9 protein-coding genes are annotated in these 12,838 nt (G+C 51.9%); 4 read left to right on the top strand and 5 right to left on the bottom strand.

Annotated features, from left to right (window positions below; all coding sequences use genetic code 11):
• Nucleotides 1-280: 280 nt before the first annotated feature.
• The 4 genes from ABEB26_RS01070 (at nt 281) to ABEB26_RS01055 (ending at nt 5,558) form a co-directional block, all read left to right on the top strand.
• Nucleotides 281-1,615, top strand: coding sequence for an ABC transporter substrate-binding protein (locus ABEB26_RS01070; protein ID WP_345720085.1), 1,335 nt, complete (start codon nt 281-283; stop codon nt 1,613-1,615).
• Between the two features lie 79 nt (nt 1,616-1,694).
• Nucleotides 1,695-2,591 (top strand): carbohydrate ABC transporter permease, encoded by an 897-nt coding sequence (locus ABEB26_RS01065; RefSeq protein WP_345720084.1) that lies wholly within the window; start codon nt 1,695-1,697, stop codon nt 2,589-2,591.
• Nucleotides 2,592-2,594: 3 nt separating this feature from the next.
• On the top strand, nt 2,595-3,473 hold the full coding sequence (locus tag ABEB26_RS01060; protein WP_345720083.1) for a carbohydrate ABC transporter permease: 879 nt from the start codon (nt 2,595-2,597) through the stop codon (nt 3,471-3,473).
• Nucleotides 3,474-3,623: 150 nt separating this feature from the next.
• A complete protein-coding gene (locus tag ABEB26_RS01055; RefSeq protein ID WP_345720082.1) occupies nt 3,624-5,558 on the top strand; it encodes a beta-galactosidase in 1,935 nt (644 codons plus the stop codon).
• A 42-nt stretch (nt 5,559-5,600) separates the two neighbouring features.
• On the opposite strand, the gene ruvX is transcribed toward ABEB26_RS01055, so the two are convergent.
• The 5 genes from ruvX to ABEB26_RS01030 all read right to left on the bottom strand — a co-directional run bounded on the left by ruvX (nt 5,601) and on the right by ABEB26_RS01030 (nt 12,765).
• Nucleotides 5,601-6,077 carry a Holliday junction resolvase RuvX gene (ruvX, locus tag ABEB26_RS01050; RefSeq protein WP_345720081.1) on the bottom strand — a complete coding sequence of 159 codons (477 nt, stop codon included), beginning with the start codon at nt 6,075-6,077 and terminating at the stop codon, nt 5,601-5,603.
• Nucleotides 6,074-8,041: a hypothetical protein gene (locus ABEB26_RS01045; protein ID WP_345720080.1), complete on the bottom strand. Its 1,968-nt coding sequence runs from the start codon at nt 8,039-8,041 to the stop codon at nt 6,074-6,076. Before ABEB26_RS01045 ends, ruvX begins: the two co-directional genes overlap by 4 nt.
• 427 nt (nt 8,042-8,468) lie before the next feature.
• The gene (gene alaS / locus ABEB26_RS01040) at nt 8,469-11,138 is read right to left on the bottom strand and encodes an alanine--tRNA ligase (RefSeq protein WP_345720079.1); all 2,670 of its coding nucleotides are present in this window, start codon (nt 11,136-11,138) and stop codon (nt 8,469-8,471) included.
• A gap of 165 nt (nt 11,139-11,303) precedes the next feature.
• Nucleotides 11,304-12,137 (bottom strand): GNAT family N-acetyltransferase, encoded by an 834-nt coding sequence (locus ABEB26_RS01035; RefSeq protein ID WP_345720078.1) that lies wholly within the window; start codon nt 12,135-12,137, stop codon nt 11,304-11,306.
• Entirely contained in the window at nt 12,109-12,765 is a 657-nt protein-coding gene (locus ABEB26_RS01030; RefSeq protein ID WP_345720077.1) for a hypothetical protein, read from the bottom strand. The genes ABEB26_RS01035 and ABEB26_RS01030 overlap by 29 nt, the downstream gene beginning before the upstream one ends.
• Nucleotides 12,766-12,838 lie beyond the last annotated feature (73 nt).

Genomic DNA, 12,838 nt, shown 5'->3' with positions numbered 1-12,838 from the left:
GTCTTGCTGGCAGTCAGCGACGGTTTGACCCAAGCATACAACGTTCACGGCTGAAAGCAAGCTTAGAAAGCATCGAAATCGATAATTAAAAGTGATGGAAACGCTCCCACGAAATAGCCAGAATATGCTATGATAGCTATAATAATTTAATCCACGATCTCTGTTGATACGTACCTAGAGCTAAGCAAAGGAGGTCAGTGCCGATTAAATTTCCGCAAGCCAGAATAGATCCAACAATTCGCAGCATGGTGATATGTGCAATGTAGCGCAAGGAGACCCGATGATGGTTCGTCGCAAGATTCATCGTTCATTGATTAGTCTGTTGGTATTAACGCTGATTTTGGCTGCGTGTGGCAGCGAGAGCACCGCAACCACCACCAGCAACACTGGCTCAACCAATCCCGCCGAGGTTAAGGGCGAAATTACGGTTTGGGCTTGGAATGTGGCCGCCAAGAGCCTCGAAGCAACGGTTCCCTCGTTTAACCAAAAATACCCCAACATCAAAGTTACAGTCCAAGATATTGGGCGCACAGATGTCTACGATAAGCTGACTTCAGGCTTGCAAGCTGGCGGTGCTGGCTTACCCGATGTGGTCGCAATCGAATCCGACCGCATGGATGTGTATACGTCAACCTTCCCCGACGGCTTGGCCGACTTAACCAGCCGTGCCAGCAAATACGAAAAAGATTTCGATCCCTCCAAATGGGCACAATCCAAAATTAGCGATAAAATTCGCTCGATTCCTTGGGATTCCGGCCCAACTGGTTTGTGGTATCGGGTTGATATTTTCGAGCAAGCTGGTGTAGATCCCAAGTCGATCGAAACATGGGCCGATTTGATCGCTGCTGGCGAGAAAATTTTGGCCGCGACCGATGGCAAAACCAAGCTCTTGCCCGTCGATATTGTGGCCGATGATGCTGGCTTCCGCATGATGACCAGCCAATTGGGCGTATGCTGCTATTTCAATAGCGATGGCAAAATCAACCTCACCAACGACAAATCGGTACAAGCGCTGACCTTGCTCAAAGAAATCAACGATAAAGGCCTTGTTGCCAATATCAATGGTTGGGATGGCACGGTTGCCGCGACCAAGAATGGCGATGTTGCCACGGTTCCGTTTGGTGTCTGGTATAGCGGCACAATCATCGATCAGGCCCCTGATCTTTCAGGCAAATGGGATGTCATGTTGTTGCCAGCCTTCGAAAAAGGCGGCAATCGCGCTGCCAACCTTGGTGGCTCGACCTTGGCAATTCCGGCTGCAACCAAAAATCTCGACGCAGCTTGGTTGTTTGTTGAGCATGCCTTGGCTACTAGCGAAGGCCAAAACATTATGATGGAAAAATTCGGCATTTGGCCAAGCTATCAGCCAGCCTACAGCGCCGATCTCTATAGCCAACCAGTGGCTTTCTTCAACAACCAACCAATTTGGAAGCTGTTTGCTGATGAGATCAAAAACATTCCAGCAGCAACCTATACCAAAGACTATGCCAAAGGCCAAGCAGTTTTGGCTTCAGCTCAAGCCAAAGTGCTGAGCCAAGGCATGGACCCCAAGCAAGCTCTGCAAGAAGCTGCCGCCGAATTGGCCAACCAAACTGGTCGCGAAGTCGCCCAATAGACCATGCCCTCACCCCAACCCCTCTCCCGCATGCGGGAGAGGGGAGTTTGAATTAATGGACTTTGCCTAGGAGGGTTCTATGGGGTCGCAGCTACTTACGCCAGCAGAGCGCCGCCACCAATGGCGACGGCGACTAACCCCGTACATGTTTTTGTTGCCAGCCTTGTTGATTTTTGGCATCTTTATGCTCTACCCAATTATTGCCTCGTTGCAATTGAGCTTTGAGAGCCAACTCAACCCTGACAGCGGCTTTAGCATCGATAACTATCGGCGCTTGTTCGGCGACACGGTGTTTCGCAAAGCGTTGATCAACACGGTGTTTTTGCTGGTATTTCAAGTACCACTACAGCTTGGCCTCGCCATGGTCTTGGCAGTGTTGCTCAATAGCGCTGTACTCAAATTTCGCACAGCCTTTCGCTTAATCTATTTTCTGCCGGCAATTACCGCCTTATTCGCCGTGGCCTTGATCTTTCGGCTGCTGCTGAATGATGAAAAAGGCTTGATCAACTATGTACTCAATGGTTTGGGCATTCAATCGATACCATGGCTTACCAATGCTTGGCCCGCTAAATTCTCGCTGGTGATGGCGATTACATGGCGCTGGACAGGCTATAACATGGTGATTTATCTCGCCAGTTTGCAGAGTATCCCAACCGAATTGTACGAGGCGGCAGAGCTTGATGGCGCAGGAGCATGGGCCAAATTCTGGGCAATCACCGTGCCGATGATGCGACCCACGATTTTGCTGACCACGGTGCTTTCAACGATTGGCACGTTGCAAATTTTCGATGAGCCATATCTGCTGACCCGCAGCGGGCCATCCAACGAAACCCTCAGCATGGCGACCTTGCTCTATCGCACGGCCTTCCAAAATGCCGAGTTTAATTATGCTTCGGCAATTGCCTATGCCATGGTCTTGATCATCGCAGTCTTTTCGCTTTTACAATTTCGCATCGCCCAGCGCGGGGAGGATTAAGCGATGGCAAAAACCAAGCTTTCCGATGAACTTGGGCCTAAGCCCTTTGTAAGCCGCTTCCAGCGTGGTGCAATCTACCTTTTATTGGTCGTTGGGGCATTTTTATCATTGTTCCCCTTCTACTATATGTTTGTCCAAGCCTCGCAACCTTCAAGCGAAGTACTGCGATTTCCACCACATTTGTGGTTCGGCAGCGCTGCTTGGTCGAATATTCAAGGCCTGTTTGACAATGGCTTTGGCCGTTCGCTGTTCAATTCGGCTTTTATCGCGGTAGTCTATGCCAGCCTCAGCGTCTTTATTGCTTCGCTGGCAGGCTATGCCTTTGCCAAATTTCGTTTCCGCGGGCGCTCAATCTTGTTTGGCATGTTTTTGTTAGTTTTGATGATTCCCTATCATGTTACCGCTGTGCCATTGTTTCAACTGATGGCCAAAATCACGCTCTTTGGCGATCCAACCTGGATCAGCAGCTATCAAGCGGTGATTTTGCCGGCGCTGGCCAATCCGTTTGGGATTTTCTTGATGCGCCAAAGCATGCAATCCTTGCCCGACGATCTGCTTGATGCGGCGCGAATCGATGGGGCTAGTGAGTGGCGGGTATTTACCAGCGTCGCCTTGCCAACCATGCGTCCAACCCTCGCAGCCTTGGCAATTTATTCGTTTATGTTTCAATGGAACAGCTTCTTCTGGCCGTTGATCATTATGCGCGATAAAGCCATGGAAACCCTGCCAGTGCGGATTAATGCACTCGTTGGCTTATCAATTATTGATTATGGCCAATTGATGATGGGCACAGCCCTCACAACCTTGCCAATTATGATGATCTTTATCGCCTTCCAGCGTCAATTCATCTCCGGCGCACTCGCAGGCGCAGTCAAAGGGTAAAGTCACAAGGCAGAAGGCAAAAATCAAAAGGCAGAACTAAGTATATTTTCAAGCTGCATAGCCATTTTGCCCTTTGACTTTTGCCTTTTGACCTTCACAAGGCATTTTGCCCTTTGATTTTTGCCTTTTGACCTTCTAAAAGAGGTTTCTATGCCATTAGGTGTTTGTTATTATCCTGAGCACTGGCCCCAAACCTGGTGGGCCGATGATGCCCAACAGATGCAGGCCTTGGGCTTGGAATATGTGCGAATCGGCGAGTTTGCTTGGGCCTTGATGGAGCCAGCCGCTGGCCAATACGATTGGGCATGGCTTGATCAGGCAATTGAAACCTTGGCCAGCCAAGGCTTAAAAATCGTGCTTGGAACGCCCACCGCTACCCCGCCTGCTTGGCTAACCCATAACCAGCCCGATTTAATGCGGATCGATGCTCAAGGCCGCCGTTTAGGTCATGGTGGTCGTCGCCAAGCTTGTTTGGTCAATCCACAGTACATCGAATATAGCCGCCAGATCGTCACGGCCATGGCCAAGCGCTATGGTCAGCATCCAGCGGTTGCCGCTTGGCAAATTGATAACGAAATTGGCAATCATGGCTCGGCACGTTGCTACTGCGAACATTGCGCTGCTGCTTTTCGCCAATGGCTGAACCAACGCTATGGCGATTTAGCAGGCCTCAATGAAGCATGGGGCACGGCCTTTTGGAGCCAAACTTATAGCGATTGGCAACAAATTCCCTTGCCAAATGTACCAGTTGGTGGCGGCCATAATCCCTCGTTGGTGCTCGATTATCGCCGCTTCGCCTCAGATCAGCAGGTGGCGTATTGTGCGATGCAAGCTGAAATTCTGCGCCAGCACTCACCAAATCGCACGATTTTAACCAACATCGCGCCTGGCGATGATGAGATTAATTGGTTTGATATGGCGCAACAAGTCGATACGATCGCTTGGGATAACTACCCACATGGTTTCCCCGATTGGCAAGCAGTCGCGATGTATCACGACCATATTCGCGGCCTCAAGTGTCAGCCATTTTGGGTGATGGAGCAACAGCCAGGCCAAATCAACTGGACTCCCACCAATCCACCAGTGCCACCCAACCAAGTGCGGTTGTGGAGCTATCAAGATGCCGCTCATGGTGCAGCCAATGTGCTGTATTTTCGTTGGCGTGCATGTTGGCTCGGCCAAGAGCAATATCATAGTGGCCTGCGTGATCATGCCAATCGGCCAGCGAGGGGCAGCACCGAAGCCCGTATTGTTGCCAACGAATGGCAGCAGCATGGTCAACCCGAAGCTGCACCACGCAAGGTTGCCTTACTGGTTTCCTACGACGATCATTGGGCGCAACAACTTGATCCGCATGCTCAAGGCTGGAATTATTGGCAATTGCTGCGCACAATCCATCGCACGCTCACCAGCTATGGCGTTGGGGTCGATATTGTCCAGCGTGGTACGCCACTCGATACTTATCAACTGGCAATCGCTGTCGCCCCAATGCTCGATAACCCTGCGGAAACTGCGGGCTGGCGTGAGTGGGTTCAAGCAGGCGGCACGTTGATCTGCACTCCGCGCAGTTTAACCAAACGCCGCGACAATCGTACTGCTCCCGATGGCTTTCCCAGTGGTTTGACCGATTTGTTTGGGGCTGATGTCGCCGAATGGAGTGCGCTTGATCCGGCTAAACCGTGGGCGGTACAATTTGGCGAGGCGAGCCATACCGCACCACTGTGGATGGAAGTGCTGAACGTAAGCCATGCCAATACCTTAGCCACCTGGAGCAAGAGCTATGCTAAGGGTCAGGCTGCAATCACCGCCGCGACTTATGGCAAAGGCCTAGCGGTATTGATGGGCTGCTATCCTACTGAGGAAATTTTGGGCGATCTACTGCCACGACTCTGGCCCGCTGCCCAACGCTTGCCCAGCGAAATCGAGCGCATCGAGTTGACCGATGGGGTGTTGTGGTTCAACCATGGTGAACAAGCCCAAAGCATCAAACTCCAAGGCACTTGGCATGATCGGCTAAGCGGCGAGCAATGCAGTGGCGAGTGTTCAATCGAAAGTTTAGGCATTCGCTGGCTCAAACAACTCTAGATTAAACCAAAAAGCCCTGTTAGAAAATCAACAGGGCTTTTTTTAATCCCAATCGTCGTGCTCAGGGTCGTGGTAGAGCGGGCGAGGCGGCGCGATCGAACTCATATAATCTTGCAGAATCAAAATGGCGGCTAATTCATCGACATGATCGCGATGTTTGCTTTTTTTGATGCCCATGGCTTCGAGCGAACGCTCAGCCTCAACACTGGTAAAGCGCTCATCGTACAACGTGATCGGGATTTTGGTGCGTTTTTCTAGCCCGCGACTGAAGGCTTGCACCGCTTTGGCCTGCGCCCCAACCTCGCCACGCAAGGTCAAGGGCAAGCCAATTACGACCTCAACCACTTCGTTGTCAGCAATCATTTGCAAAAGCTGGGCATAGGCTTTATCGGTTGGCTGCGCTGGCAGGGTCGGCTGGCCGCTGGCGATAATTCGATCGGGGTCGCACATGGCCACCCCAATCCGTTTATTGCCAACATCTAAAGCGAGGATTCGGCCATGGGTTGGACGCTCACTCATTCCTGCACCTGGATATTAATTTCGGCTGGATCGATGGGCAGGCGCTCGACTTCGGGCACTGAAACAATATCGCCAATCAAGCCGCTTTCGCGCAAGGCTTCCAATTGAACCAAAGCTTCGGCTGGGGTTAGGCCTTTGATGCTATCGGCAATTTTCAGTTTGGTACTATCGGGCAGGCCAACTGCGGTTTTGGGCGCAACTTCGACCGTTGCCAGCAACAAACTAGCACCTGAATTATCCAAGCGCACTTGACTGCGCACAATGCTGGTGGTATCGGTGCTGAATGATGGGTCTTTGATCCGCAAGGCATTCGGCAATGCCCGATTCAACTGCTCAGCAAAACTGCCCCGCACCGCCAAGCCTTGGAAATTCGCCGTCACGACCAACTCAAAGCCGCCATCGGTTTCGGGCACTGGTCGGGTTTGAATATCGTAAAGCGAAGGGTCTTGGGTCAAGGCATCGACATTCGGCAAGAATTCAACATCAGCCAAAACTTCGCCTTCTTGCAGCACGGTTTGCATTTGAGCAGGAATCGCACTGCGGAATTGGGCCACAGCTTGGGGCAATAACGGCATCCAATCACTTTCGACTGGCAATTTCAGCAGCGCAGTTGTGCCACCTTGAATTGGCTCAGGATTGATCGAAAAGAGTGCGCCTTCGTAGCCTTCAATCGTCCAGACAGGATCTTGGCTAGCAGGCATGTTGTAGCGTGTGCCACCAGCGCTGGCCACAATTTGCAGCGAACCAACCCCGCTGACAATTCCGGCAAAATTGCCAGTTGCCGCCGGAATCGTCGTTTCAGCTTGGGTCAAAAAGATAATTTCTTCGCCAGCAGGGTTAAGCACTCGTACCCGTGTATTGGCAGGAATTGGATAAGCTTGGGTGTTGCGATTATAAACTTCGAGGATGCCAGTCGCCGCTTGATCAGGTTGTTCGGTCGCAGTAATCACCGTACCACGCACGCTCACCGAAATTGGCACATTGATCAAGCGCCCTTGAATTGCCGCCGAACTTGGCTCACTAATCGAGTCGGCTTGATAGTTGAGCCGTACATCCTCGTAGGTTTGGCCGCCGGATGTTGGAGCTGGCCGCACCACTACGGTTACGCCACTGGCCAATGTATTGCCAAACAGCAGCCATAACAAGGCGATAATCGCAATCGCCCCCAGAATAACCATGCCCCACAAGGGATAATTGCGTTTGGGCGCAGTTTGTTGCTTAAGCTCAGCCTTTTCGTCAGCACGTTTTTGCTCAGCCCGGGCACGGCGAGCTTTGGCATCTTGGCGATGCATATCATCGCTGGTCAATTCAATATCTTCAGGGCGGATGCGTGGACGAGCTGGCGCAGCACTGGCAGTATCACCACTCAGCGCATCGGAAAGATCGTTGAACGAATCAAAATCCCAGCTATCGTTGCCCCGCGCTTGTTCATGTTGGCGCAAGCCAGTTTCGCCAGCAGTCGAAGCCACCGAAAGGCTATCGAGGGCATCAGCCCAATCGTCGATTTCGCTGCGAGCTGGTTGGCTAGGTGCTGCCGTCGGGATGGGCTTGCTAATGCTGGGACTCGTTTGCAACCGATCGGTAGTGGAAGCAGTGGGCAATCCTTCCAGCGAAGCCAAAAAATCTTCTTCGGGGCTAGCTGGAACAACTGGTTTGGCTGGAGCTGGCGGAGCAGCAGGTGCTTTGGTTGAAACAACGGCTGGCTCAATTTCGACCACCATCATCTGGCAGGTTAAAGCCGCCTTGACCACCTTGGGATCGCTGGTATAGAGCGTTAACTCAATGCCCTCGCGATTGGCAGTTTCGCGCAAGCGATCACAGGTTTTACGGCTTTGTAACGAAATCGAGCCTTCGGGCATGAAAATATCAACATGCTCTGCTTTGGCATTGCGCACTTGCTGAATAATGCTATCAATTGGATCAGCAAGGGCAATCGTGATCAGTTCAGTTTTGCCAGTTGTCATTGGGTTGCCCCCAAAGCTTTCAGAATGAACACACATCGGATGCTGTGGTGTTGGCAGTATCGGCAATATTGTACAACGATCTGATACTGATGAGGGCAACACCACAGTTTGGTCCCTCATTGGGCGATTGGGGTGCGCTATGAATGTGCCATCACCCCTAGCCTACTCCTTTCAAGGGTAGGTTTTAACCAATGTCATAGATGATAACTAGGAATCGGTGATCACCACCCTTCCGTCCCGCCTCAAGGCGGGAGACGCAGGGGCTTTAATCCCCCTGCACCCCCTCACAGGCAATCAGGGATGCCCCATATCCACCGATGAACCACAGATTCCGTGGTTCGAAACAGACCACGATTAAAACCTACCATTGTAAGATGGTTCCCCCTCGCCTCGCCGCAGCGTGCTAGGGGGCTAGGGCTATTTCCAGTTATAGCAAACTGCTGGCTTCGGCTAAGGCTTGATCAAGCGCAGCCGCATCGCGACCGCCGGCTTGGGCAAAATCGGCGCGACCGCCACCACCACCGCCAACTTTGGCTGCCAAGGCTTTGACTAAGTTGCCAGCATGGCGACCAGCTTTGACTTGATCGGCGGTTGCAGCGGCGAGCAGCAAAGGCTTGCCATCGATCACTGTGCCGAGAATCACCACGCCACTGCCAAGTTTATCGCGTAGTTGCTCGCCCAAACGGCGGAAGCTATCAGCATCGCTGGCTTCAACCCGGGCCACCACCAATGGCGTGCCAGCTTGCTCAATTGTTTGGGCGAGCAAACTATCGACTTGGCCAGCAGCAATTTCGCCGCGCAAGCGTTCAATTTCGTCACGGCGAGCTTTTTGATCGAGCAACAGGGCATCGAGTTTTTCTTCGACTTTGCCTGGTTGTGCCCCAAGTTTATCGCCGAGCATGCGAATCAATTGGGCTTGTTGGCTGACCCATTCAGCAGCAGCGCGGCCAGTTACTGCCTCGATCCGCCGCACACCTGAGGCAACCGAGCCTTCGCTGACGATTTTGAAGAAGCCGATTTCGCCTGTGCGAGCAACGTGAACACCACCGCAAAGTTCGCGTGAGCACACTGGCGCTTCGCTATTGGTATGGATGTGATCACTTGCATTGCCACAGCCAACCGTGACCACCCGCACCACATCGCCATATTTTTCGCCAAACAAGGCCATTGCGCCCAATTCGCGGGCTTGCGGCAAAGCCATTTCGGCTGCCTCGACCTTGCTATCAGCGCGAATCCACGCATTGACTTGATCTTCGATTTGCTGAAGTTGTTCGCTGCTCAAGCCTTTTTGGTTGTTGAAGTCGAAGCGCAAGCGTTCGGGCGCAACCAAGGAGCCTTTTTGCTCGGCATGTTCGCCCAAACTGTCGCGGAGTGCGCGGTGCAACAAGTGAGTTGCTGTGTGATTGCGCACAATATCGCGGCGACGCGCGGCATCAACCGTCACCGTGACTTGTTCGCCAAGGCTGACGCTGCCTTCACTGACCTTGCCGCGATGGACAAATACGCCAGGCACAGGCTTTTGCACATCGTCGATCACGATTTTGCCATGTGGCCCGACCAATATGCCACTGTCACCCATTTGGCCGCCGCTTTCGGCATAACAGGGCGTGCGATCAAGCACCAAGGCCACTTCTTGACCACGTTGAACCGTACCAAGCTCCTCGCCATCGAATTCGAGCGCCAAGACATGGCCCCAGCTTTCCAGCTCGTGATAGCCTGTAAAGCTAGTTGGAGCCAAATTACGCTCAGCCCAGCGCTCGGTCACTGCGCCTTTTTTGAATTGAGCAGCACCACGGCCACGAGCGCGTTGCGCTTCAAGTTCAGCCTCGTAGCCCGCCAAATCAACCGTCAAGCCGCGTTCGGCCACGATTCGTTCGGTCAAGTCGAGCGGAAAGCCATAGGTATCGTAGAGCTTGAAGGCATCAGCGCCGCTGAAAACCGCTTTGTCGGCTTGATTTGGCAACATTGCTTCGAGTTGGCGCAAACCACCAGCCAAGGTTTTGTTGAAGCGTTCTTCTTCGCCAGTCACAACCTCGGCAATATAGGCTTGTTTGCTGCGCAACTCAGGGTAGGCATTGCCCATCATATCAATCACCGTGGCGATCGTTTCGGCCAAGAATGGGGCTTTGAAGCCGATCGTTTGACCAAAATAGGCTGCCCGCCGTACCAACCGTCGCAACACATACGAACGGCCTTCGTTACCAGGCCGCAAGCCATCGGCAATCATAAAGGCGATCGAGCGGCTATGGTCGGCCACAACGTGATAGGCCGAGCTATTAACTTGATAATGTTCGCTACTGCTACCCAGCAATTCCATCACCGTGTGGATAATTGGCGTGAACAAGTCGGTTTCATACGAGCGAAACACGCCTTGCTTGACAATTGCCAAGCGTTCGAGGCTCATACCCGTGTCGATTGAAGGCTTGGGCAGTGGGGTCAATACACCGTTTTCATCACGGTTGTATTGCATAAACACCAAGTTCCAAATTTCCATATAGGTGTCGTCTTCAGAGTTAACACCTTCAGGCACTTGGTTATCGGGATCATCGCCGATGTAATAATGAATTTCCGAGCATGGCCCGCGTGGCCCAACATCACCAGCCGACCACAAATTATCTTTGGCATCGAAGCGCAAAATCCGCTCGGCAGGCATATAGGCCAGCCATAAATCATGGGCTTCTTCATCGGCAGGAATTTGCTCATCGCCTTCGTAAATACTGACCCACATCCGTTTGGGATCAAGCCCAATTTCTTGGGTCAGAAATTCCCACGCAAAGCGGATGGCATCTTTTTTGAAATAATCGCCAAACGAAAAATTGCCTAGCATCTCAAAAAAGGTGTGGTGACGTGGCGATGGCCCAACATTTTCAAGGTCGTTTTGCTTGCCCGAAATGCGCAAACATTTTTGCGATGAAACTGCGCGGCTGTAGGGGCGGCTTTCGCGACCTAAAAAGACATCGTTAAACTGAACCATCCCAGCCACTGTAAACAACAGGGTGGGATTATCGGCAGGAATCAGCGAGCTACTTGGCACAACGGCGTGCCCTTGCCGCGCAAAGTAGTCTAAGAAACGCTGCCGTAGCTCTGAACCTTTCATTTAGGAAACCTCAGTAAAAAGGCTATAGGCATAAGGCTATAGGCTATAGCCACCAAATAATAAGTTGATGATTGATTATCTTTTGCAGGCTATGGACACAAAAGCCTAGTGCCCATAGCCCATAGCCTGATTGATTATACACGATGCTGATGGGCTATTTGTGCATCAGGTTAGGCTTAATTCAAACAAACTATAGGCTTCGTTGGTATCACGCCAGTTGAGTTGTTGCATTAATTGAGCCTGCTGACTGCCCTGCCAAACTGGAGTTAACAAATTTTCGCATTCGGGCAGGGTGCGAGCATGGGCCAAAAGCCGAGTTTGGGCAGCCAAATCACCCTCAATTTGGGCAATAAAGCCATCATGTTCACAAATCATCCAGCCGCTGCGATCCGCCAGTACATACAATTCTTGGCGCTCAGCACAGCGTTCAAGTTCCGCCTGATCGAGATTGCGCACTGTCCACTGATAAACATAGCGCCCCGCTTGCCCCTGCAAATTCGACGCTTGGCTCAGATCAACCAAACTTGGATCGTACAAAACTTCAGCTTGAGCAGGCGCTAAATCATTTAATTCATACCACTCAATAAAACCCACATTGGCAAAATTGAGCTTTTCGGCCATCGAATGCATGCGCTGATTACTACGCTCGGTCATATAACCAATCGTAGCTGCGCCCCAACTTTTGGCCCACGCAATCGAATAATCGATCAATTCGCGGCCCAAACCTTGGCCTTGAAGTTCAGGATGAATCCGCAAGCCACCAAACCAAGCTTGGGTTGGCGAGAGCACTCGCAGGCGCAGCACCACCACTGGCACTGGCCAACCTGCCATCTCGCCAACATACAAATGGCCTTGCGGCAACCAATATTCCCAAACATCACCAATATAATCGGGATGACCGTTCCAGAGGGTGTTGCACCACGCCACAATCGGCTCGCGATCGGCAAGGGTTGCTGGGCGCAAACTGATTCTATTTGAGATCGTCGTCGTCGTAGGCATGTAAATCATCAAACTCTATATCATCGAGATCAACAGCACTGCCATCGCTATCAAAATCGTCAAGGTCAAAGCCAATCCCAGCCAAACCTGAATCTTCTTCAAGCCCGCTGGCAAGGGTATGCAGCACTCGTTGCAAGGTTGTCGCATTTTCAGCCGCAAAATATGCGAGGTTATTAGCATTCAAACGCGCCTGCTGACCATCATCAAGCGGGCTTGCACCTAGCAAAATGACGGGCATTGAGGCGATAGTTTTGCCATACGTGCTTAAAAAACGTTCGAGTTCGCGCTCGGCAAAAATCGATTGATCTTCGCTTTCGAGATCAAGCAGCAAAATCACGCCGTCGGTATTGTGCAAGACATGCTGGCGATCAGCGGCAGTTGAGCCAGCCGAACGCAAAGTATGCAGCATATACACTGGCTTAATATCGCCAAGGGCAGCGTTTGCAGGACGGTAGCGAGCTACGAGGGTTGGTTCTTCGGCTGGCGGGGTATCCCACGTTACTTCGCGTTCAGCCAATGGAATCGCTGTAACCAATTGGGCGGCTAGCTTCACTGCATTGCGGGTAGGTGGACCAAACAGCACGACTTTGCAATGCCATTCATTTGTCTCATGATTGAGCCGTGACATAGCTCCTCCGAAATTCCACTGCAAAAACGATGGGCAGTCGCAAGGATTATAGCATTGTCTCGCAGATTAGCGC

Source organism: Herpetosiphon gulosus, assembly GCF_039545135.1.
GTDB lineage: Bacteria > Chloroflexota > Chloroflexia > Chloroflexales > Herpetosiphonaceae > Herpetosiphon > Herpetosiphon gulosus.
Note: the sequence above shows the minus strand (reverse complement) of the source record. Positions and strands in the feature narration are given on the sequence as shown.

Bases quoted from the DNA above. Each gene is read 5' to 3' on its own strand.
- ABEB26_RS01070 (WP_345720085.1), top strand. From the start codon at position 281: ATGATGGTTCGTCGCAAGATTCATCGTTCATTGATTAGTCTGTTGGTA.
- ABEB26_RS01060 (WP_345720083.1), top strand. From the start codon at position 2,595: ATGGCAAAAACCAAGCTTTCCGATGAACTTGGGCCTAAGCCCTTTGTA.
- ABEB26_RS01030 (WP_345720077.1), bottom strand. From the start codon at position 12,765: ATGTCACGGCTCAATCATGAGACAAATGAATGGCATTGCAAAGTCGTG.
- alaS (WP_345720079.1), bottom strand. From the start codon at position 11,138: ATGAAAGGTTCAGAGCTACGGCAGCGTTTCTTAGACTACTTTGCGCGG.
- ABEB26_RS01055 (WP_345720082.1), top strand. From the start codon at position 3,624: ATGCCATTAGGTGTTTGTTATTATCCTGAGCACTGGCCCCAAACCTGG.
- ABEB26_RS01045 (WP_345720080.1), bottom strand. From the start codon at position 8,041: ATGACAACTGGCAAAACTGAACTGATCACGATTGCCCTTGCTGATCCA.
- ABEB26_RS01035 (WP_345720078.1), bottom strand. From the start codon at position 12,137: ATGCCTACGACGACGACGATCTCAAATAGAATCAGTTTGCGCCCAGCA.
- ABEB26_RS01065 (WP_345720084.1), top strand. From the start codon at position 1,695: ATGGGGTCGCAGCTACTTACGCCAGCAGAGCGCCGCCACCAATGGCGA.
- ruvX (WP_345720081.1), bottom strand. From the start codon at position 6,077: ATGAGTGAGCGTCCAACCCATGGCCGAATCCTCGCTTTAGATGTTGGC.